We start from the raw sequence: 21,126 nt of genomic DNA, 5'->3' as shown, positions 1-21,126 counted from the left end.
TCCACACCGAGCGCCACACCCAGCGCCACACCGAGCGAGTGGAGGCCGAAGATGAGCCGAGTGATCCGTGCCGCGCTCTTCCAGACCGCCTGGACGGGCGACAAGGAATCGATGATCCAGGTCCACGAGCAGGCGGTCCGCGATGCCGCCGCGCAAGGGGCCCAAGTGCTGTGCTTCCAGGAGCTGTTCTACGGCCCGTACTTCTGCCAGGTCCAGGACCCCGAGTTCTACGCCTACGCCGAGCGCATCCCCGACGGCCCGATCGTCGAGCGCTTCCAGCGGCTCGCCCGCGAACACGGCATCGTCCTGGTGCTGCCGATGTACGAGGAGGAGCAGCCCGGCGTCCTCTACAACACCGCCGCCGTCCTCGACGCCGACGGCTCCTACCTCGGCAAGTACCGCAAGACCCACATCCCGCAGGTGCGGGGCTTCTGGGAGAAGTTCTACTTCCGCCCCGGCAACTCCGGCTGGCCGGTCTTCGACACCGCCGTCGGCAAGGTGGGCGTGTACATCTGCTACGACCGGCACTTCCCGGAGGGCTGGCGGGCGCTGGGCCTTCAGGGCGCCGAGGTCGTCTTCAACCCGTCGGCCACCTCGCGCGGCCTCTCCGGCTACCTGTGGCAGCTGGAGCAGCCGGCGGCGGCCGTCGCCAACGAGTACTTCGTGGGCGCCATCAACCGTGTCGGTGTCGAGGAGTACGGCGACAACGACTTCTACGGCACCTCTTACTTCGTCGACCCCGAGGCCCAGTTCGTCGGCGAGGTCGCGAGCGACAAGGAGACCGAACTCGTCGTGCGCGACCTCGACCTGGCCAAGCTGCGCGAGGTCCGCGACCGCTGGCAGTTCTACCGGGACCGCGCGCCGGGCGCGTACTCCCCGCTGACCGCGCCCTGACCGACCGGGCCCGGACCGCCCCTGACAGGAGGGAACAGCATGAGCAGCCGTACCGTCATCCGCGGCGGCCTCGTCATCACCGCGTCCGACGAGATCCACGCCGACGTCCTGATCGAGGACGGCCGGGTCGCCGCCCTCGCCGCGACGGGCACCCCGGCCGCCGGATCCTTCACGGCCGAGCGCGTGATGGACGCCACCGGCAAGTACGTCATCCCGGGCGGTGTCGACGGGCACACCCACATGGAGATGCCCTTCGGTGGCACGTACGCCGCCGACACCTTCGAGACCGGTACCAGGGCCGCCGCCTGGGGCGGTACGACCACCGTCGTCGACTTCGCCATCCAGGGCGTCGGCCACTCCCTGCGTGAGGGCCTCGACGCCTGGCACGCGAAGGCCGAGGGCAACTGCGCGATCGACTACGGCTTCCACATGATCGTCTCCGACGTGAACCAGGAGACGCTCAAGGAGATGGACCTGCTGGTCGAGGAGGGCGTCACCTCCTTCAAGCAGTTCATGGCCTACCCCGGCGTCTTCTACTCCGACGACGGCCAGATCCTGCGGGCCATGCAGCGCGCCGCCGACAACGGCGGGCTGATCATGATGCACGCCGAGAACGGCATCGCCATCGACGTCCTGGTCGAGCAGGCCCTCGCCCGCGGCGAGACCGACCCGCGCTTCCACGGCGAGGTCCGCAAGGCCCTCCTGGAGGCCGAGGCCACCCACCGCGCGATCAAGCTCGCGCAGGTCGCGGGCGCGCCCCTCTACGTCGTGCACGTCTCCGCGACCGAGGCGGTCGCCGAGCTCACCCGGGCCCGCGACGAGGGCCTGAACGTCTTCGGCGAGACATGCCCGCAGTACCTCTTCCTGTCCACCGACAACCTCGCGGAGCCCGACTTCGAGGGCGCCAAGTACGTGTGCAGCACCCCGCTGCGCCCGCGCGAGCACCAGGCGGCGCTGTGGCGGGGCCTCAGGACCAACGACCTCCAGGTGGTGTCGACCGACCACTGCCCCTTCTGCTTCAGCGGCCAGAAGGAACTGGGCCGCGGCGACTTCTCCAAGATCCCCAACGGGATGCCGGGCGTCGAGAACCGCATGGACCTGCTCCACCAGGCCGTCGTCGACGGGCACATCGGCCGCCGCCGCTGGATCGAGATCGCCTGCGCCTCCCCGGCCCGCATGTTCGGCCTGTACCCGAAGAAGGGCACCATCGCGCCCGGCGCCGACGCCGACATCGTCATCTACGACCCGCACGCCGAGCAGGTCATCTCCGCCGAGACCCACCACATGAACGTCGACTACTCGGCCTACGAGGGCAAGCGCGTCACCGGGCGCGTGGAGACCGTGCTCTCGCGCGGCGAACTCGTCGTCACCGAGCGGGAGTACACCGGACACAAGGGCCACGGCGCGTACGTCCCGCGCTCCACCTGTCAGTACCTCAGCTAGGAGCCCTGCCCATGGACTTCGGACTCGTCCTGCAGACCGACCCGCCGGCCTCCCGCGTCGTCAGCCTGATGCAGCGGGCCGAGCGCAACGGCTTCAGCCACGGCTGGACCTTCGACTCCGCCGTGCTCTGGCAGGAGCCGTTCGTCATCTACAGCCAGATCCTGGCCAACACCACGCGCCTCAAGGTCGGCCCGATGGTCACCAACCCCGGCACCCGCACCTGGGAGGTGACCGCCTCCACCTTCGCCACCCTCAACGACATGTTCGGCAACCGCACCGTCTGCGGCATCGGCCGCGGCGACTCCGCGATGCGGGTGGCCGGCCGCAAGCCCAACACCCTCGCCCGCATCAGCGAGGCCATGAGGGTCATCCGGGCCCTGGGCCGCGGCGAGGAGGCCGACCTCGGCGGCGGCACCGCGGTCAGGTTCCCATGGATCAGGCCGGGCGCCGAGGTGCCGGTGTGGATGGCGGCGTACGGGCCGAAGGCCCTGAAGATGACGGGGGAGGAGGCCGACGGCTTCATCCTCCAGCTCGCCGACCTCTACCTCACCGAGTACATGGTCAAGGCCGTCAAGGACGCCGCCGCGGCCGCCGGGCGGGACCCGGACGAGGTGACGATCTGCGTCGCCGCCCCCGCCTACGTCACCGCCGACGACTCGCCCGAGGCGCTCGCCCACGCCCGCGAGCAGTGCCGCTGGTTCGGCGGCATGGTCGGCAACCACGTCGCCGACCTCGTCAGCAAGTACGGCGAGCACTCCGCCGCCGTCCCCGGCGAACTCACCGACTACATCAAGTCCCGCGAGGGCTACGACTACGCCCACCACGGACGCAGCGGCAACCCGGACACGCAGTTCGTGCCGGACGAGATCGTCGACCGGTTCTGCCTGATCGGGCCGGTCGAGCAGCACATCGAGAAGCTCCAGGCCCTGCGCGCCCTCGGCGTCGACCAGTTCGCCGTGTACGACATGCACGACGCGCAGGAAGCGACGATCGACGCGTACGGCGCGGAGATCATCCCGGCACTCCACCGCTGACCGGAACCCGTTCCGGAACCCGCCGCCGAAGGGTCAACGCCCATGACCGCGACCGTCCCGCCCACGCCGTCCGACAGTCCCATACCCGAGCAGGCGGGACGCGTCGAGCTCCCGCCCGGCACCGTCCTCACCGACAACCGCTTCGTCAACGACGACCTGCTGCCCGTGCCGCTGGCCCGCCGCCGCTGGACGACGTACAACTTCGCCGCCCTGTGGGTGGGGATGGCGCACAACATCCCCTCCTGGCTCCTCGCCTCCGGCCTCGTCGCGCTCGGCATGGACTGGAAACAGGCCGTGTTCACCATCGCGCTCGCCAACGTCATCGTGCTCGCACCGATGTTGCTGACCGGGCACGCCGGGCCCAAGTACGGCATCCCGTTCCCGGTCCTGGCCCGTGCCTCGTTTGGGCTGCGCGGCGCCAACCTGCCGGCGCTGATCCGGGCCGGGGTGGCGTGCGCCTGGTTCGGCATCCAGACCTGGATCGGCGGCCAGGGGATCTTCGTCCTGCTCGGCAAGCTGTTCGGCGGCTGGGCCGAGGCGTCGGAGGTCGGCGGCCAGCCCTGGACGCTGTGGGTGTGCTTCGTCCTGTTCTGGGCCCTCGAACTGGCCATCATCTACCGGGGCATGGAGGCGCTGCGCCGGTTCGAGAACTGGGCCGCGCCGTTCGTCATCGTCGGCGCGCTGGTGCTGCTGGTCTGGATCGCGAACAAGGCCGGGGGACTCGGGCCGCTCCTCGACCAGCCGTCGCGCCTGGGCTGGGGCGCGGACTTCTGGCCCGTGTTCTTCCCGTCCCTCATGGGCATGATCGCCTTCTGGTCCACCCTGAGTCTGAACATTCCCGACTTCACCCGCTTCGGTGCGGGGCAGCGGGCCCAGGTCTGGGGGCAGACGCTCGGACTGCCCACGACCATGACGCTGTTCGCGCTGCTGTCCGTGTTCGTCACCTCCGGCTCGCAGGCGGTGTACGGGGTCGCAGTGTGGGACCCGGTCGCGCTCGCCGCCCGGACCGACAACGTCTTCGGACTGCTCTTCGCCCTCGTGACGGTGCTCGTCGCCACCATCTCGGTGAACATCGCGGCGAACGTCGTCTCACCGGCGTACGACCTGGCGAACCTGGCGCCACGGCTGATCAACTTCCGCACCGGTGCCCTGATCACGGGCGTCGTCGGCGTGCTGATCATGCCGTGGAAGCTCACCGAGACACCCGAGCTGTACATCTTCACCTGGCTCGGCCTGGTCGGCGGGCTGCTCGGCACCGTCGCCGGCATCCTCATCGCCGACTACTGGCTGATCCGCCGCACCGTGCTGGACCTGCCCGCCCTGTACACACCCGGGGGGCGCTACTGGTACACCTCCGGCTGGAACCTGCGCGCCGTCGCCGCCTTCGTGGCCGGCGGGGTGCTCGCGGTGGGCGGCTCCCACTCGGCACCGGGCAAGGGACCCTTCCCCGAGGACGGGCTGATCCCCTTCCTCAAGCCCCTCGCGGACTACGGCTGGGCGGTGGGGCTGGGGGCGTCGCTCGTCGTGTACGTCGGGCTGACGGCGGGCCGCAGGCGTACCTGAGCGCCTGCGGCCGCGTTCGCCCGTCCCCGCTCGCCTAGCGGGCCGTGCCGAAGTCCTGGGTCCAGTAGGAGCCGGGCTGCGCGAGGCCGACGCCGATCTCCTTGAAGTCGCAGTTGAGGATGTTCTCCTTGTGGCCGGGGCTGGACATCCAGCCCGCCATCACCTTTTCGGGTGTTTCGTAGCCGTACGCGACGTTCTCGCCGTAGGTGCTCCAGTTGTACCCGGCATTGGTGATGCGGTCCTCCGGGGACGATCCGTTCGAGCCGGAGTGCGACATGGTGCCGGTGGCCGCCATGTCCTCGCTGTGTGCCTGCGCGGCCTTGGTCAGGGCGGAGTTCACCGTCACCGGGGAGCAGCCGGCCTTGCTCCGCTCGGCGTTGACGAGTTCCACGACCCTGGCGACGTCACCGGAGGCCGGGGTGGTGGCCGGCGGGGTGCTCGGGGACGCGGGGGCCGAGGGGGTGGGCTTCGTGGTGGCGGGCTTGGAGGCGTCGGCCGTGGGCTTGGAGGAGCCGGTGGAAGGCTTGGAGCCGCCGTCGGAGGGCTTGGCGGCGGGAGCCTTGGGGGTGGCCGTCGACCGCTGCTTGTGCTGCTTGTGCCGCTTGTGTGTCGGTTCGGCGTCCTGGTGCTCGGGTGTGGCCGGCTTGGTGGCGGTCGGCTTCGTCGACGGTGCCGCCGAGGGCTCACCGCTCTGCCGGCTGCTCCACTCCCGGTACCAGTTCGCGTCGCCCCACCTGTCCTTGGCCGTGGTCGAGGCGGCGGTGCTCTGCAGCTCCTGCTCCTCGCCGCCGGGCCAGTCGGAACAGGCCAGGGCGACGGAGGGTATGCCGATGGCCCCCGCAACCAGTGCCGCGACGACCGGCCGCCGGTAGTGCTGCTGGTGGCGATGCTTTCCCATGCGTGACCTCACTCGGTGGCGACATCCTGAGGTTGGTCATTCTTGGGACGGGTCGTTGCAGGGGCAAAGGGCCCTTCTACTATTGCGCTTAGTAGGCGGGCTCGGTACTTGCGGCGGACGGTCGGGCGTGCAGGCCCGGTCCCGATCGGCGACCGGTGACACCTGCCGCCTCGTCAGAAGACCGCCGTGCGCGACGAACCGCGCACTCTCCCGCATGGTCTGGACCACCACTCCCGCTGGCCCGTACCGCACCTGCGGCAAGCCGGACAAAGTCCTATTTGTCGCGGAGGAGGTGTCTACTAAGGTGCCCGCGGAGATCGGTTGGCGACGTGACGGATGTCACGGAACCGCGTATTCCGGTTCAGTCCTGCCCGTTGGACAGGGCCGCCACGGCTTCCTTGGCCGCCTTGATGGCGCCCTTGTTGATGGTGTCCGAGGACGGCGCCTTCTTGGACTCGAAGTCGCTGCCGTTGTACGTGATCATCACCAGCGCGTTGGACGCGCGGACCAGCACGGTGCCCTCGCGCGTCTGCTGCTTGTCCTCGGTGGTCAGGTTCACCACCGAGTAGGCGCCGTCACCGAGCCCCGGGACCTCGCCGCCCCCGCTGCGGTCGGCGACCCGCTCCTTGTACGACTTCTGCGCCGCCTCGTCTGACGCCATCACCTCGAAGGAGACGTCGAGCCAGCGGTAGTCGTATCCCTTGAGCGCGTTCCACGAACAGGTGCGGCGCACGTCCGTGTCGGTCGAGGGGATCTCCTTGCCGGCCGCCTTGGCGCCCGGCACCAGCGAGGCGACCGTCTTCGTGGCCAGGCTCCCGCACGGCGCGGGGGCGGTGGCGTACGTCTTGGTCTCGGCCTCCGTGGCCGGCGCGGAGGCGGACCGCTCGGCGGTGTCGGGCGGCGTCTTGTCCGTCGCGGCCGGTGAGGTGTCCGGCCCGGACGACAGCGCCCAGCCCGCCGTGGCGAGCACGGCGACGGGCGCCAGACGCGCGGTCAGGGCGAGCGGCAGGGGAAGAGAACGCACGGCGCACTTCTCGTGGGGGATGGTGCGGAGGGGGGTCCGCACTGCGGACGGGACGTCAGTCTCACACGACTCCCTGTGGGGCGGAAGCCCGAACTCGGTGCGTGGCCGGGCGGTGACGCAGACGGACCGGCGCCGCCGGGGGCGCGTTCGCCTCAAGGGCGGACCGCTGTCACCAACCACACCCCCGCCCGCATGCGGACGCCGCTGTCGGTGGCGTACGGGCGCAGGGCCGCCTCCAGTTCGGCCAGGCGGCCCGCGGGGAGCGGGCGGCCCGGGTAGCGCGAGAGCAGGAACTCGACGGCGTCCGGGACGTCGCGGCCCCAGACGGCCTCCACGGTGACCGGATCCACCGTCACCTCCTCGTACCCGGCGAGGACCTCCCGGAGGCGGTCCGGGTCGGACAGCGAGGCCATCGCGGTCCGCGCGGCGACCGCTTCGGCACCGGGCTCCTCGTCTACGAGCCGGGCGAACAGCGCGAGCGTCCGGGCCTCCGGCGAGTGCGGTCCCGGCGGCTGCGGGCAGACGAACGCGAGCCGGCCGCCGGGACGCAGGGCCCGCGCGAGATTGCGGAAGGCGGCGGCGTGGTCCTCGAAGAACATCACCCCGCCCCTGCTGACGACCACGTCGTAGGCGCCCGCCGGGAAGGGGTGCACCTGAGCGTCGGCGCACTCGTACGCCGCGTTCGCGACCCCCTCGGCCGCCGTACTCGCGCGGGCCCGCTCCAGCAGGGGCGCCGAGATGTCGACGCCTACGGCGTGCCCGGGGGCGGCGAGCCGCGCCGCGATCCGGGTCGTCGCGCCCGCCCCGCAGCCGACGTCGAGGACCCGGTCGCCGGGCGCGACGGCCGCCGCGCCGAACAGGGCCTCGTTCACCCCGGCCAGCATCGTGTCGTAACGGGCCTGGTGGGTGGCCCAGTGGGCGCCTACGGGGCCGTTCCAGGCCTCGGCCTGGCGGGAGTTGGCGACGAGGGTCATGAGTTCTCCTTCGAGGAGGAAGCTGGGGCGGAAGGAGCGGTCGGGCGGAGGCCGGGACGGGCGGCGGGCGCGGACAGTCCGCGCTCCACGCGGTCCACGGCGGCGAAGGCGCCGTACGCGACGAGGTGCACCAGGCAGTGGTCGGTGTGCTCGGGCCGGCGCCACGCCGCCACGTCCGCGTCCGTGATCCGGTACGGCGCGCAGGCGGCCAGCAGCGCCAGCCGCGCCCCGGGCCGGGTCCGCCGGTCCGGGAACGGGTCGGGCGCGAGGGGCGGATGGGCCCCGCCCCAGGCGTCCAGGGTCCGGTGCACGAGGGCCTGGTCGTCGGTGTCCAGGAGGCCCGCGCCGGACAGCGCGGCGGTGCGCAGCGCCGCGTACGCCGGGCCCACCGGTGTGCCCGCGGCCCACTCGGGCCCCGGCCCGGGATCGTCGAGCAGGGGAAGCGAGGCCCCGGGTGCGGCGATCCGGCGCACGGTGCGCGACAGCGACCGGCCCGCCAGGCTCCGCACCGGACGCAGCCGTTGCGCGTCGGCCGGGAGCAGGTTCTCGGTCACCAGCGCGGACACCACCCGGTTGATGAAGTGGAAGGCCAGCACGGTGCCCAGATAGCCGGGCGCCTCCGCGCGCGGGAACGGGTACGGCTCCCGCGCCGCCCCCGGCTCGCGGGTGCGCCGCGCCCAGTCCAGTACGCGCGCGTGCCGCTCGTCCTCCGGTTCCAGGCCCCGGGCCAGCCGCTCGGCCAGTGCGTGGTCGCCGGTGGCGTGCAGCAGGACGGTGTGCGCGTCCACGCAGAACGGGCACTTGTTGGCCGACGACACCCCGAACGCCGCGACCTCCTTGCCGGTCCGGTCGCCGGGGCCGGCGATCAGGGACTCGCGCATCAGCGCCCACGCGGGGGCGAGCAGGGCGGGGGCGGAGGCGAGGACCACGAAGGTGGAGGGTTCGGCGATACCGAAGTCCCGCGCCATCTGGGCGTAGGCCTCGGCGACGCGGCCGGTGGCCGCCTTCGGCGACGGCGGTTCGGTGTGACGGAAGGGTGTGGGCATGCACAGCAGCCTGCGCCGCGGGACCCCCCGTGGTCGTCGTCCGGGCGGATACGGTCCGCACTGCGCCGACGGTCGCGCTCACCGGGCGCACTACTTCGCCGGGAGTAGTCCGGGGGCCGTCCACAGGGCCGATGCGGCTGTCGGCGGGCCGGTCTAGTCTGCGGGCATGAGTGGGCGTCAGGTCGACCGCAGGGTGCTCGCCGACGTGGTCCTGGCGGCCGTGGTCGGCGCCCTCGGCATGGGCGTCGCCGCCTTCGACGACGGCACGGACGCGCTCGACCTCACGCTCATCGCCCTCGCGTCGGCCTCCCTGGCCCTCCACCGCGCCGCCCCGCGCGCGGTGTTGGCCGCTGCCACGCTCCTCGGCACGGCGTACGTCGTCCACGCGCACCCCGGGCCGCTCTCCGCGCTGCCCGTCCTCGGCGCCGTGCACACCGCAGCCCGGGTCGGCCACCGGGGCCTCGCGGCAGCCGCCAGTACGGTGTTCCTCGCGGGGTACGTGGCGACCGGGCCCGGCCCGCAGGAGGTGGCCGAGCGGGCCGGACTGCTCGCCGGCTGGTTCCTGTGCGCGGTGGTGACGGGCCTGGCCGACCGCAACTGGCAGGCGTATCTGCGCCAGACCGAACAACGCGCCCAGGAGGCCGAGCGCACCCGCGAGGAGGCGGCCCTGCGCCGGGCCGGTGAGGAACGCCTCCGCATCGCCCGGGAGTTGCACGACTCGCTGACCCACAGCATCTCCATCGTGAAGCTCCAGGCGGGCGTGGCCGTCCATCTGGCCCGCAAGCGCGGCGAGGAGGTGCCGCCCGCGCTGCTCGCCATCCAGGAGGCAAGCGGCGAGGCGATGCGCGAACTGCGCTCGGCCCTCCAGGTGCTGCGCGCCGACGAGCCGTCCGGCAGCCCGGCGCTGCTCGTGGAGCGGGCCCGCGCGGCCGGACTGGCCGTCGACCTGACGGTCACCGGCGACGAGCGCCCGCTGCCGCGGGCGGTGGACGGGGCCGTCTACCGCATCGTCCAGGAGGCCCTCACCAACGCGGCCCGGCACGCGGGCCCGGCGAAGATCACGGTGCGCATCGACTACGGCGGGTGCGGGGACGGGGAGTTGACGATAGACGTGGACGACGACGGAGCCGCCGACCCGGCCCGCCCGCCGGCGCCGGGCACCGGGCTGACCGGCATGCGCGAGCGGGTCACGGCGCTGGGCGGCACTCTGCGCGCCGCCCCGCGCGCGGAGGGCGGCTTCGCGGTGCGCGCCAGGCTGCCGATGGGGGAGACGGTATGAGTGACGTCCTGCGCGTGGCGCTCGTCGACGACCAGGCGCTGATGCGGGCCGGGTTCCGCGCGCTCCTCGACGCGGAGGACGGCGTCGAGGTGGTCGGTGAGGCCGCCGACGGCGAGCAGGGTGTGGCGCTGGTGCGCGAGCAGGTGCCCGACGTGGCCCTGGTCGACGTGCAGATGCCGGTGATGACGGGCATCGAGGCGACCCGCCGCATCGCCGCCGACCCCGCCCTCGCCGCCGTCCGCGTGGTCATCCTCACCAACTACGGCCTGGACGAGTACGTCTTCGAGGCCCTGCGCGCGGGCGCGAGCGGCTTCCTGCTGAAGGACACGGAGCCGGCCGACCTGCTCCAGGCCATCCAGGTGGTCGCGCGCGGCGAGGCACTACTCTCCCCGTCGGTCACCCGCACCCTCATCGGTGAGTTCGTCGCGCGTCCCCCGGACCGCTCCACCGCCCCCGGCCTGGACTGCCTCACCCGTCGCGAACGCGAGGTCACCGCGCTGGCCGCCCGCGGCCTGAGCAACGAGGAGATCGCCGCGCACATGGTGATCAGCCCGCTCACCGCCAAGACCCACATCAGCCGGGCGATGACCAAGCTGGGAGCCCGGGACCGGGCCCAACTCGTGGTGTTCGCCTACGAGTCGGGCATGGTCACGGCCCGGGGCGGCATCCGTTAGCCCTGGGGCCCCCGCCCGTCAGGGCACTCGCGCGGTCCACTCCGGGGAGGAGAACTTCGTCTCCGCCAGCTCCCGGGCCCGGGCCATCTCGTCGTCGGTCACCTTGCCCCGGCTCAGCCCGTACCGTGCGCCGAAGGAGGCGATCATCCGCCCGATCACGTCCTCGCGCGCCAGCCCGGTCTGCCGGCGCAACGGGTCCACCCGCTTCTTCGCGCTCCGGATGCCCTTGTCGGACATCTTCTCCCGCCCGATGCGCAGCACCTCCAGCATCTTGTCCGCGTCGATGTCGTAGGACATGGTCACGTGGTGCAGCACGGCGCCGGGACCGCCTCCGGGGCCGACGACGCGCTTCTGGGCGGCGCCGGCGATCTTGCCCTGGTCGGTGGCGATGTCGTTCAGCGGCTGGTACCAGGCGCGGATCCCCATCTCGCCGAGCGCCCCCAGCACCCAGTCGTCGAGGTAGGCGTAGCTGTCCTGGAAGGAGAGCCCCTGCACCAGCGCGTCCGGCACCGAGAGGGAGTACGTGATGGTGTTGCCGGGCTCGACGAACATGGCGCCGCCGCCCGAGATCCGGCGCACCACCTCGATGCCGTGGCGTGCGGCGCCCTCGGCGTCCACCTCGTTGCGCAGCGACTGGAAACTCCCGATGATCACTGCCGGGGCGCCCCACTCCCACACCCGCAGCGTAGGCGGGCGCCGGCCCGCGGCGACCTCGGCGGTCAGTACCTCGTCCAGAGCCATGTGCAGGGCCGGGGACTCGGGCCCTTCGTGGATCAGCTGCCAGTCGTAGTCCGTCCAGTCCGTGGCGTGCGCGAGCGCCCGGCGCACGGCGACCGCCACGCCCTCGGAGGTCAGCCCGTACATCACGGTGCCCTCGGGCAGCGCCGCCTCGATCCGCGCGGCGAGCCCCGCCGCGTCGGTCGCCACCGGTGCGCCCTCCAGCGCCCGGTTCACAGCCTCCAGGGCCTCGTCCGGTTCGAGGAAGAAGTCACCGGCCACCCGCACGTGCCGCAGCACGCCGTCCTCGGTCTCGACGTCCACCACGACCAGCTTGCCGCCGGGGATCTTGTATTCACCGTGCACCGTCGCGCCTCCGTTCCGCATCCGGGGCAACAGCCCGGCCGACCGGTGTGTTCCCACCGCGTGCCGGGCCGGTCCGGGGCCCGGTTAGCCTGGCCGCATGCGCGTGACCAGGGAACTGCCGACGCTCGCCGCCGGCGAGGTCGACGTCTCCTTCGTGATCAAGGGGTACGAGGAGGTCGTGGCCGCCGACACGGCCTGGAACGAGCACTCCCACCCGTGGCACGAGCTGCTGTGGAACGAGCGCGGCGCGTCCACCGCCGTGGTCGGCACCCAGGTGTGGTGCATCACGCCGACGCTGGGGCTCTGGATGCCCGCCGGACAGCTGCACTCCGCGTCCGCGGTCGCGGGCACCTCCTACCGCGCCCACTTCTTCCGGCACGGCACCGAGTCGGCGCTGCCCGACGTGCCGGTCGCCGTGGACATCACCCCGCTGCTCCGGCTCCTCCTGGAGCGGCTCGAGGAACCCGAGCTGTCCGCGCGCTCCCGGGCCGTGACCGAGGCCATGGTCCTCGACGTCCTGCGGCCCTCGCCCCGCGCCCTGCTGGTGCAGCTGCCCACGTCGGAGTTGCTGCGGCCGATCGTGGACGCGGTCCGCGCGGACCCGGCCCACCAGCGGACGCTCACCGGCTGGGCCACCGCCCTCGGGTGCAGCGCCCGCACCCTGACCCGGGCGTTCCGGACCGAGACCGGCACCAGCTTCGCCCGGTGGGTCGCCTCGGTGCGGGCCCAGCACGCCGTGCAGCTGCTCTCCCAGGGCTTCGAGGTGGACGTGGTGGCCGACGCGGTCGGTTACCACTCGGCCAGTGCCTTCGGCGCCGCCTTCCGGCGGACCACCGGCACCACGCCGGGCAGGTTCCGGGCGGGCTGACGGCGCCGGGGAACGCCGGGGGAAGGCGACGCAGGAACGCGCCGAGTGTCCCGATCGCTACAAGGGCTGTCGAAAAGTCTCGATTGATGCGCGCACATCCGCTCTCTAATCTATGCAGGTAAGCCTTACCTAACTTCCTGCCCACCTTCCCATTGAGAGTGAAACCCGGGTCGATGAGAACACCCCGCCTTCGCGTGCTCGCCCTCGCGGCGGCCCTCCTGTTCGGTCTCACCGCCTGCGGCGGCCAGGACGACACCAAGGACGACAGCGCCGCCGCCGGCACCGACGGCTCCGGCCGGTTCCCCGTGAGCATCAAGCACGCGCTCGGCACCACCGTCATCCCCGACAAGCCGAAGCGCGTCGCCACCGTCAACTGGGCCAACGACGAGGTGCCGCTCGCCCTCGGCGTCGTCCCCGTCGGCATGGCCAAGGCCAACTTCGGCGACGACGACGCGGACGGCGTACTGCCCTGGACCGAGGACCGGCTCAAGGAACTCGGTGCCAAGACGCCCGTCCTGTTCGACGAGACCGACGGCATCGACTTCGAGGCCGTCGCCGACACCAGGCCCGACGTCATCCTGGCGTCGTACTCCGGACTGACCGCGCAGGACTACGAGACCCTCAGCCAGATCGCGCCCGTCGTCGCCTACCCCGAGGCCGCCTGGGCCACCCCGTGGCGCGACATCATCCGGCTCAACAGCAAGGCCATCGGCATGGCCGACGAGGGCGACGAGCTGATCGCCGACCTGGAGGGGCGGATCGGGAAGACCGTCGCCAAGTACCCCCAGATCAAGGGCAAGTCGGCGATGTTCATGACCCACGTGTCCTCCAAGGACGTCAGCGAGGTCGGCTTCTACACCACCCACGACACCCGCACCCAGTTCTTCACCGACCTCGGCATGAAGATCCCGGCCAGCATCTCCGAGCCGTCCGAGGACACCAAGAAGTTCGTGCTCAGCAAGAGCGCCGAGCGCATCGACGACTTCAACGACGTCGACGTCGTCACCGGCTACGGCGACGACAAGGGCGAACTGCTGAAGGCCCTCAAGAACGACCCGCTCACCTCGAAGCTCACCGCCGTCAAGCAGGGCTCCGTCTACCTGCTGCCCGGCACCACCCCCCTCGCGACCGCCGCGAACCCGACCCCGCTGTCCATCCCGTACGTCCTGGACGACTACGTGAAGGCGCTCGCCGCGGCCGCGGACAAGGCCGCGTGACCGTCACCGACACCCCGCGCGCGTCGAACGCCGTCCCGGTGCGGCGTCCGGCGCGCGTCCGCGTGATCTGGTTCCTGGCGCTCGCCGCGGTCCTGCTCGCCGTGATGACCGCCTCCCTCGCCCTCGGCTCCCGCGACGTCGCCTGGTCCGACGTGTGGTCGGCGCTCGGCGGGGCGGAACACACCCTGGAGGAGGCGGCGGTCGCCAAACGCGTACCGCGCACCCTCCTCGCCGTCACGGTCGGCGCCGCCCTCGCGCTGGCCGGCGCGGTCATGCAGGGCGTCACCCGCAACCCGCTCGCCGACCCCGGCATCCTCGGCGTCAACATGGGCGCCTCGCTGGCCGTGGTGATCGCCATGGCCCACTTCGGCCTCGCGTCGGTGTCCGGGTACATCTGGGTGGCGATGACCGGGGCGGCGCTGACCGCCGGGTTCGTGTACGCCGTCGGCTCGCTGGGCCGCGGTGGGGCCACCCCGCTGAAACTGGCCCTCGCCGGTGCCGCCATCTCGGCCGCGCTCGCCTCCCTGGTCACCGCCGTCGTACTGCCGCGCAACGACATCTCCGACACCTTCCGGCTGTGGCAGATCGGCGGCGTCGGAGGTGCGTCCTACGCTCAGCTCGGCACGGTGCTGCCGTTCCTCGCCGTAGGTTTCGTGCTCTGCCTCGCCTCCGCGCGGGCCCTCAACTCGCTGGCGCTGGGCGACGACCTGGCCGCCGGACTCGGGGAACGCGTGGCGCTCGTGCGGGCCACCACCGCGCTCGGTGCGGTCGTCCTGTGCGGCGCGTCCACCGCCGTCGCCGGACCCATCGCCTTCGTCGGCCTCGTCGTACCCCACACCTGCCGGCTCCTGGTGGGCGTCGACCACCGCCTGCTGCTGCCGTTCTCCGCACTCGGCGGGGCCGTGCTCCTCACGGCCGCGGACGTGGTGGGACGGATCGTGGCCCGGCCGGCCGAGATCGACGTCGGCATCCTGACCGCGGTCATCGGCGCCCCCTTCTTCATCCACATCGTCCGCCGACAGAAGGTCAGATCCCTGTGAGCGCCCCTGCCGCGAGCGTCCCGTCCGCGCTGCGGACCGTCACCCGCGCCCGGATCCGCGGCGCGTACCGGCGGCGGCTGCTCGTCCTGGCCCTGCTGCTGCTCGTCGCCGCCGCGTTCGCCACCACCCTCATGGCCGGACACACCTTCTACCCCGCCCACGACGTGCTGCGCGTGGTCATGGGGGAGGAGGTGCCGGGCGCGTCCTTCACCGTCGGCAGGCTGCGGCTGCCCCGCGCGGTGCTCGCCCTGACCGCCGGATTCAGCTTCGGCATGGCGGGTGTCACCTTCCAGACGATGCTCCGCAACCCGCTGGCCAGCCCCGACGTCATCGGCATCAGCGCGGGCGCGAGCGCCGCGGCGGCCATCGCCATCGTGATCCTCTCCCTGAGCGGGACCGCGGTGTCGGTCCTCGCGATCGCCGCCGCGCTCGGGGTGGCGCTGCTCGTGTACACGCTCGCGTTCCGCGACGGGGTCGCCGGCACCCGGCTCATCCTCATCGGCATCGGTGTCGCCGCGCTGCTCGACAGCGTCACCTCCTACGTCCTGTCGCAGGCCGCCGAGTGGGACCTCCAGGAGGCGATGCGCTGGCTCACGGGCAGCCTCAACGGCACCACCTGGCAAGAGACCGTGCCCACGGTCGTCGCCCTGCTGGTGCTCGGCCCGGTGCTGCTCGCCCAGGCCCGCAACCTGAGCGCGCTGAGCCTCGGGGACGACACGGCCTCCGCGCTCGGCGTCCGGGTGGAGCGCACCCGTGTCACGGTGATCGTGGCGGCCGTGGGGCTGATCGCGTTCGCGACGGCGGCCGCCGGACCGATCGCCTTCGTCGCCTTCCTCTCCGGTCCGATCGCCGCCCGGCTGGTCGGCACCGGAGGTTCCCTGCTGGTGCCCGCCGGGCTGGTCGGGTCCCTGCTCGTGCTGGTGGCCGACTTCACCGGCCAGTACGCCTTCGACACCCGCTACCCGGTGGGCGTCGTCACCGGCGTCCTCGGCGCCCCCTACCTCGTCTACCTGATCGTCCGCACCAACCGGGCCGGAGGCTCACTGTGACCGCGTCCCACACCCTCTCCACCGAGGACCTCACGCTCGGCTACGGCGACCGTGCCGTCATCGAGGGCCTGGACCTGACCCTCGCGGCCGGGCGCGTCACGGTGATCGTCGGCGCCAACGCCTGCGGCAAGTCGACCCTGCTGCGCGCCATGTCCCGGCTGCTCGTCCCCCGCGCGGGCCGCGTCGTCCTGGACGGCAGGGAGGTGCACCGCACCCCCGCCAAGGAACTCGCCCGCACCCTGGGCCTGTTGCCCCAGTCGCCGGTCACCCCCGAGGGCATCACCGTCCTCGACCTGGTGGGCCGGGGCCGTCATCCGCACCAGCGGGCCTTCGCGCGGTGGACGGCCAAGGACGACGCGGCGGTCGCCGCCGCGCTCGAGGCCACGCACACCGCGGACCTGGTGGACCGCTCGGTCGACGAACTCTCCGGCGGCCAGCGCCAACGGGTGTGGATCGCGATGGCGCTGGCCCAGCAGACCGACCTGCTGCTGCTCGACGAACCCACCACGTTCCTCGACATCAGCCACCAGATCGAGGTGCTCGACCTGCTGACCGACCTGAACCGGACCCGCGGCACCACGATCGTCATGGTCCTGCACGACCTCAACCTGGCCGCCCGCTACGCCGACCGGCTCATCGCCCTGGCCTCCGGCCGGCTGCACGCGGCCGGAACCACCGAGGAGGTGATGACCGAGGACACGGTCAGGACCGTGTACGGCATGGAGAGCCGCGTCATCGAGGACCCGGTCTCCGGCCGGCCCCTCGTGCTGCCCATCGGCCGCCACCACTCGACGGCGTCATGAGTCCGAAGCTCACCGCCCTGCTTCCCGACCTCGCCCCCTGGCGCACCTCCCGGGACTTCCGCCTCCTGTGGGTGCAGGGGCTGGTCACCTATCTCGGCAGCGTCATGGCCCTGATCGCGCTGCCGCTCCAGATCAAGGACCTGACCGGATCCCCGCTCGCGGTCGGCGTCATGGGCGCCGTCGAACTCGTACCGCTGGTCGTCTTCGGGCTGTACGGCGGCGCACTCGCCGACGCGGTGGACCGGCGCAAGGTCATCGTGGTGACCGAGGCGGGACTGGGCCTGCTGGCGGTCGTCCTGCTCGTGAACGCGATGCTGCCGCGGCCCATGCTGTGGCCGCTGTACGTGGTGGCCGCAGGGGTCGCCGCCCTGGCCGGACTCCAGCGGCCCGCGCTGGACTCGTTGCTGGCCCGGATCGTCCCGCACGGCCAACTGGCGGCGGCCGCCGCGCTGAACGCACTGCGCTGGCAGGCCGGCGCGATCGCCGGTCCCGCGCTGGCCGGCCTAGTGGTGGCCTACGCGGGCAACGTCCCGGCGTACGCCACCACCGTGGCCTGCTTCCTCGGGTCGGTCCTGATGTGCCGTCGGCTCTCACCCGTGCCGCCCGCCGAGCACGCCGCCAGGCCGTCACTGCGCGGCATCGCGGAAGGCGCGCGGTACGCGTGGTCGCGACCGGTGCTGCTCGGCACGTACGCCATCGACCTGGCGGCGATGTTCTTCGCCTTTCCGAACACCATTTTCCCCTTCCTCGCCGACGACCTCGACGCCGAGTGGGCGCTCGGGCTGATGTACTCCGCGGGAGCGGTGGGCTCGCTGCTGGTCAGCCTGACCAGCGGCTGGGTGTCCCGGACCCGGCGGCACGGGCTGCTGGTGGTGTGCGGCGCCGCCGGGTGGGGCCTGGCCGTCGCGGCGGCCGGCTGGACCTCGCAGGTCTGGCTGGTGCTGGTGTGCCTCGGGCTGGCGGGAGCGGGGGACATGCTGAGCGGGCTGGGCCGTTCGACGATCTGGAACCAGACCATTCCCGACCGTCTGCGCGGGCGGCTCGCCGGCATCGAGGTCCTCTCGTACAGCATCGGCCCGCAGCTCGGCCAGGTCCGCGCCGGGGCGATGGCCGGCTGGACCGGCGCGCGTCCGGCGATCTGGAGCGGCGGCCTGGCCTGCGTCGCCGCGGTGGGCCTGCTCACCGCCGCCCTGCCCAAGCTGATCAGCTACGACGCCCGAACGGACGCGGACGCCCGCCGCCGGGCCGCCGAGGGCGTCGGTCAACAGCTGGAACCGCTTGCGGATTTGGGGACCGACGAGGCCGGCGTGAACCACTGACAACAGTGAATGAACCGCCGCCCTTGCCCGAAGGGGCAGCGGAATTGCCCGGAGAAGTTTTTCAGGACGCTCACAGTCAATGATTTCCAGCTCAGGCCGCCTACTTGACGGCTGGTAGCGTGCCCGCCGTTCCACCCCCACAGAACGATGTACCCGATCCTTGGAATTCACTTCATGACTGGTACGCCAGACGAAACCCCCACGAACACTTTCGCCCCGGGCGGACGCCGCCGGCACCGCCGGGCGAGAGCCGGCCGGATCGGCGCGCGACGGGCCCTCGTGCTCGCGATGGCCGTGCCCGTGGCCTCCGCCACGCTGGCCGGAACCTCGGCCTTCGCCGCCGACGACAGCGCCGCGGCACCGCGGGGCATCGCGGTCGACGGCCTGGACGCCGACGACGCCCAGTTGGTCAAGAACCTCAACGAGCGGGTCGCCGACGAGCGCCTGGGAGCGAACGTCAGCGGCGTGGTCCTCGACGCCGACTCGGACACCGCCCTGTGGGACCACAACGGCTCCACCACCCTCATGCCGGCCTCCAACGCCAAGCTCGCCACGGCGACCACCGCACTGACGCTGCTGGGCGCGAACCACGAGTTCACCACGAAGGTCGTGTACGGCGACGGCACCCTCACCCTCGTCGGCGGCGGTGACCGCACCCTCACCAGCGACGACGTGGCCGAGATGGCCAGGACCGCCGTCGACGGGCTCAAGGCCGCGGGCCTGACCGGCGTCAAGGTCCGGGTGGACGACAGCCTGTTCGCCGAACCCAGCCTCGCCAAGGGCTGGAACGAGGGCTACTACCCCACCGAGGTCGCACCCGTCCGCTCGCTCGTCGTGGACGGCGCCGCGGTGAACGACACGGCGATCGACGCCGGCAAGGTCTTCGCCGAGAAGCTCGCCGCGCTGGGCGTCACCGTCGACGGCGAGGTCGGCCGCGCGAAGGCACAGCAGTCCGACGTACCGGTGGCGCAGCACAAGTCGGCACCGCTGTCGGAAATCGTCAAGAAGATGCTCAAGACGAGCGACAACAACATCGCCGAGACCCTGCTGCGGATGTCCGCGGTGGAGTTGGGGAAGCCGGCCACCTTCGAGAGCGGCGCCGAACTCGTCCGCCAGGTGCTCAGCTCGTACGGGGTGTCGCTCGACAACTTCGAGATGTACGACGGCAGCGGCCTCTCCCGCGCCGACCGCATCCCCGCCGCGACCCTCGCGCAGCTCCTCGACGCGATCACGGAATCCCCGGCCCTCGGATCGATCCTGGAAGGTCTGCCGGTGGCCGGCGAGGCCGGTGCCAGCCTCGGCCCGGAGTGGGGCCGCTTCGACGACGCCGACTCCAAGTGCGCCGTCGGCAAGGTGCAGGCGAAGACCGGCACACTGACCGGCGCCATCGCCCTGAGCGGTGTCACGCGGACCGATGACGGCGAGTGGCGGATCTTCTCCTTCATCGAGAACGACTCGTCGGCCGACCCGAGCGACATCAAGGACGCCATGGACGGCCTCGCCGCCACGGTGAACGGCTGCTGGGCCTGACACCCCGCACCACACGCCCGCCCGCGCGTCGCCGGGCGGCGGCGCACGGGCGGACGTGTGCGGAGTTTCGGTGAAGAAACGAGCGGACCCGGAAACTCGGGGCCACGCCCGTCAACGGCGTCGCGCGTGCAACGGCGTATGACCTTTCGGGCAAGAGCCCCGATTCCCCACTCGGCTCCCACCGAGGTGGCGGCAGGTCAGCCGTGGTACGTGATGTAGCCGTTGCCGTCTTTGTCGTTGGCCTTCTTCGTGTAGGCGTGGACGTCGGCACGGGCCCCGGTGGGCTTGTAGAAGTAGATGGTGTCCTTGTCGTTGTTCCATATGAAGTTGCAGTTCTGGCGGTAGACGACGTTCCCGGCGTCCGAGTCGGTGCCGCGTCCGCCGCGCAGGCTGACGAGATCCCCGGGCTGCAGCGTGTGGCTGTTCCTGAAGGTGAACGTGTTGCCGACGGCGTCCTTGACCTTGTAGCCCTTCAGGTTCACGGTCGTCGTCTTCGAGTAGTTCTTGATCGTCAGGTACTCGTTCCTGGTGTTGCCGCCGGAGCACTTGTTGGAGTCCCGGCCGGGGGCGTCGTACTGGACGCCCTTGATCTTCAGGGCCGAGGAGTACTCGGCGGCCTGTGCCGGTGCGGCCGCGGCCAGACCCAACGCGGTGACGGCCGTGATGGCGGAGGCAGCGGTCATGAGGCGGCGGGTGCGCATGAGGAATCCCCCCTCAGTGGTGCGAATGGAGCCCCCGGAGCCTATCCAGAGTGAATATAAGATGGTGCTCATGTGAGGAAATTGTGACCGCCCAGGCCGTCGGGTGCGGCGCCGAGCCGGTCGGAGGGTTCGGGGGCGGGGGGAGAGTGCCTCGGTGGCGGTGGGCCACGTCGCGGGCGACGGCGAGACTCCGGTCCGTCATCGTGATCCCGTGCCGGCATGACGTGTGCGTCGATACCCACGCCGAGTCCGCACCCGCCCGTGCCCGGCCGCGTGCTGCGCTCGCCGATCGGCCTCGCGCACGCCGTCACCGCGTTGCTTGGCGTCGTCATGGTTGCTGATCTGCTGATCGTCGCGGCATCGCTCAACATGCGGGCGATGATGGGAAGCTCTTCGTGCGTCGACTGACCGCCGCACAGCATGAGAAGGCTCTCGCCGGGTCGGCCCCGCCGGTCCGTTGAAGGCTCCGTGAGGCACATCAGTCCGCTGAGGACTCGCTCGATGACGGCCAGAAGGGCCTCGCGTCCGTGCATTTCCGGCTCGGGGCGGGGAAGTTCGTCGAGGTCGAGGGTGCTGCCATCACCCTCGACCACTGTGCCCACTTCATGCGGAGGCGAGGAAGAAGGGGGAGGAAGAAGGGGGGAGGGCAGTCGATAGCCTCCTGAGGAGCGGGCGGAGGAGCCGCTG

General features: G+C 71.8%; 20 protein-coding genes. 14 read left to right on the top strand and 6 right to left on the bottom strand.

What is annotated here, in order from left to right; all coding sequences use genetic code 11:
* Positions 1-51 precede the first annotated feature (51 nt).
* The 4 genes from ACGF3J_RS19165 to ACGF3J_RS19150 are packed head-to-tail and all read left to right on the top strand — an operon-like array spanning position 52 to position 4,934.
* Positions 52-894 (top strand): nitrilase-related carbon-nitrogen hydrolase, encoded by an 843-nt coding sequence (locus tag ACGF3J_RS19165; RefSeq protein ID WP_122618872.1) that lies wholly within the window; start codon positions 52-54, stop codon positions 892-894.
* Between the two features lie 39 nt (positions 895-933).
* On the top strand, positions 934-2,337 hold the full coding sequence (gene hydA / locus ACGF3J_RS19160) for a dihydropyrimidinase (protein ID WP_161331041.1): 1,404 nt from the start codon (positions 934-936) through the stop codon (positions 2,335-2,337).
* 11 nt (positions 2,338-2,348) lie between these two features.
* Positions 2,349-3,371 (top strand): TIGR03842 family LLM class F420-dependent oxidoreductase, encoded by a 1,023-nt coding sequence (locus ACGF3J_RS19155; RefSeq protein ID WP_161331040.1) that lies wholly within the window; start codon positions 2,349-2,351, stop codon positions 3,369-3,371.
* A 42-nt stretch (positions 3,372-3,413) separates the two neighbouring features.
* Positions 3,414-4,934 carry an NCS1 family nucleobase:cation symporter-1 gene (locus ACGF3J_RS19150; protein ID WP_393854375.1) on the top strand — a complete coding sequence of 507 codons (1,521 nt, stop codon included), beginning with the start codon at positions 3,414-3,416 and terminating at the stop codon, positions 4,932-4,934.
* A gap of 34 nt (positions 4,935-4,968) precedes the next feature.
* On the opposite strand, the gene ACGF3J_RS19145 is transcribed toward ACGF3J_RS19150, so the two are convergent.
* From ACGF3J_RS19145 to ACGF3J_RS19130, 4 genes are all read right to left on the bottom strand, one after another.
* Entirely contained in the window at positions 4,969-5,832 is an 864-nt protein-coding gene (locus ACGF3J_RS19145) for a CAP domain-containing protein (RefSeq protein WP_393854374.1), read from the bottom strand.
* A 361-nt stretch (positions 5,833-6,193) separates the two neighbouring features.
* Positions 6,194-6,856, bottom strand: coding sequence for a hypothetical protein (locus tag ACGF3J_RS19140; protein ID WP_161331056.1), 663 nt, complete (start codon positions 6,854-6,856; stop codon positions 6,194-6,196).
* 152 nt (positions 6,857-7,008) lie between these two features.
* Positions 7,009-7,830: a class I SAM-dependent methyltransferase gene (locus tag ACGF3J_RS19135; RefSeq protein WP_393854373.1), complete on the bottom strand. Its 822-nt coding sequence runs from the start codon at positions 7,828-7,830 to the stop codon at positions 7,009-7,011.
* Positions 7,827-8,876, bottom strand: a complete 1,050-nt coding sequence (locus ACGF3J_RS19130; protein ID WP_393854372.1) for a carboxymuconolactone decarboxylase family protein — start codon at positions 8,874-8,876, stop codon at positions 7,827-7,829. The genes ACGF3J_RS19135 and ACGF3J_RS19130 overlap by 4 nt, the downstream gene beginning before the upstream one ends.
* A gap of 166 nt (positions 8,877-9,042) precedes the next feature.
* On the opposite strand from ACGF3J_RS19130, the gene ACGF3J_RS19125 reads away from it, so the two are divergent.
* Together ACGF3J_RS19125 and ACGF3J_RS19120 are read left to right on the top strand one after the other, a co-directional pair.
* Positions 9,043-10,155: a sensor histidine kinase gene (locus ACGF3J_RS19125; protein WP_393854371.1), complete on the top strand. Its 1,113-nt coding sequence runs from the start codon at positions 9,043-9,045 to the stop codon at positions 10,153-10,155.
* Positions 10,152-10,829, top strand: a complete 678-nt coding sequence (locus ACGF3J_RS19120) for a response regulator (protein WP_393854370.1) — start codon at positions 10,152-10,154, stop codon at positions 10,827-10,829. The genes ACGF3J_RS19125 and ACGF3J_RS19120 overlap by 4 nt, the downstream gene beginning before the upstream one ends.
* A gap of 18 nt (positions 10,830-10,847) precedes the next feature.
* Here the strand turns inward: ACGF3J_RS19120 and ACGF3J_RS19115 are convergent, their stop codons facing one another.
* A complete protein-coding gene (locus ACGF3J_RS19115) occupies positions 10,848-11,912 on the bottom strand; it encodes a biotin/lipoate A/B protein ligase family protein (RefSeq protein ID WP_161329847.1) in 1,065 nt (354 codons plus the stop codon).
* 97 nt (positions 11,913-12,009) lie between these two features.
* Between ACGF3J_RS19115 and ACGF3J_RS19110 the strand changes: the two genes are divergently transcribed.
* From ACGF3J_RS19110 to dacB, 7 genes are all read left to right on the top strand, one after another.
* Positions 12,010-12,780 carry an AraC family transcriptional regulator gene (locus ACGF3J_RS19110; protein WP_161329848.1) on the top strand — a complete coding sequence of 257 codons (771 nt, stop codon included), beginning with the start codon at positions 12,010-12,012 and terminating at the stop codon, positions 12,778-12,780.
* 173 nt (positions 12,781-12,953) lie between these two features.
* Positions 12,954-13,997 carry an iron-siderophore ABC transporter substrate-binding protein gene (locus tag ACGF3J_RS19105; protein WP_393854369.1) on the top strand — a complete coding sequence of 348 codons (1,044 nt, stop codon included), beginning with the start codon at positions 12,954-12,956 and terminating at the stop codon, positions 13,995-13,997.
* On the top strand, positions 13,994-15,037 hold the full coding sequence (locus tag ACGF3J_RS19100; RefSeq protein ID WP_393854368.1) for a FecCD family ABC transporter permease: 1,044 nt from the start codon (positions 13,994-13,996) through the stop codon (positions 15,035-15,037). Before ACGF3J_RS19105 ends, ACGF3J_RS19100 begins: the two co-directional genes overlap by 4 nt.
* Positions 15,034-16,086 carry a FecCD family ABC transporter permease gene (locus ACGF3J_RS19095; RefSeq protein WP_393854367.1) on the top strand — a complete coding sequence of 351 codons (1,053 nt, stop codon included), beginning with the start codon at positions 15,034-15,036 and terminating at the stop codon, positions 16,084-16,086. The genes ACGF3J_RS19100 and ACGF3J_RS19095 overlap by 4 nt, the downstream gene beginning before the upstream one ends.
* Complete coding sequence (locus ACGF3J_RS19090; protein WP_393854366.1) at positions 16,083-16,889, top strand: ABC transporter ATP-binding protein; 807 nt, start codon at positions 16,083-16,085, stop codon at positions 16,887-16,889. Before ACGF3J_RS19095 ends, ACGF3J_RS19090 begins: the two co-directional genes overlap by 4 nt.
* Positions 16,886-18,208, top strand: a complete 1,323-nt coding sequence (locus ACGF3J_RS19085; protein WP_393854365.1) for an MFS transporter — start codon at positions 16,886-16,888, stop codon at positions 18,206-18,208. The genes ACGF3J_RS19090 and ACGF3J_RS19085 overlap by 4 nt, the downstream gene beginning before the upstream one ends.
* A gap of 174 nt (positions 18,209-18,382) precedes the next feature.
* Positions 18,383-19,738: a D-alanyl-D-alanine carboxypeptidase/D-alanyl-D-alanine-endopeptidase gene (gene dacB / locus ACGF3J_RS19080; protein WP_393854364.1), complete on the top strand. Its 1,356-nt coding sequence runs from the start codon at positions 18,383-18,385 to the stop codon at positions 19,736-19,738.
* Between the two features lie 197 nt (positions 19,739-19,935).
* On the opposite strand, the gene ACGF3J_RS19075 is transcribed toward dacB, so the two are convergent.
* Positions 19,936-20,439, bottom strand: a complete 504-nt coding sequence (locus ACGF3J_RS19075) for a lamin tail domain-containing protein (RefSeq protein ID WP_393854363.1) — start codon at positions 20,437-20,439, stop codon at positions 19,936-19,938.
* A 261-nt stretch (positions 20,440-20,700) separates the two neighbouring features.
* On the opposite strand from ACGF3J_RS19075, the gene ACGF3J_RS19070 reads away from it, so the two are divergent.
* Positions 20,701-20,847 carry a hypothetical protein gene (locus ACGF3J_RS19070; protein WP_393854362.1) on the top strand — a complete coding sequence of 49 codons (147 nt, stop codon included), beginning with the start codon at positions 20,701-20,703 and terminating at the stop codon, positions 20,845-20,847.
* Positions 20,848-21,126: the final 279 nt, after the last annotated feature.

The organism is Streptomyces sp. NPDC048171 (assembly GCF_043202655.1).
GTDB lineage: Bacteria > Actinomycetota > Actinomycetes > Streptomycetales > Streptomycetaceae > Streptomyces.
Note: the sequence above shows the minus strand (reverse complement) of the source record. Positions and strands in the feature narration are given on the sequence as shown.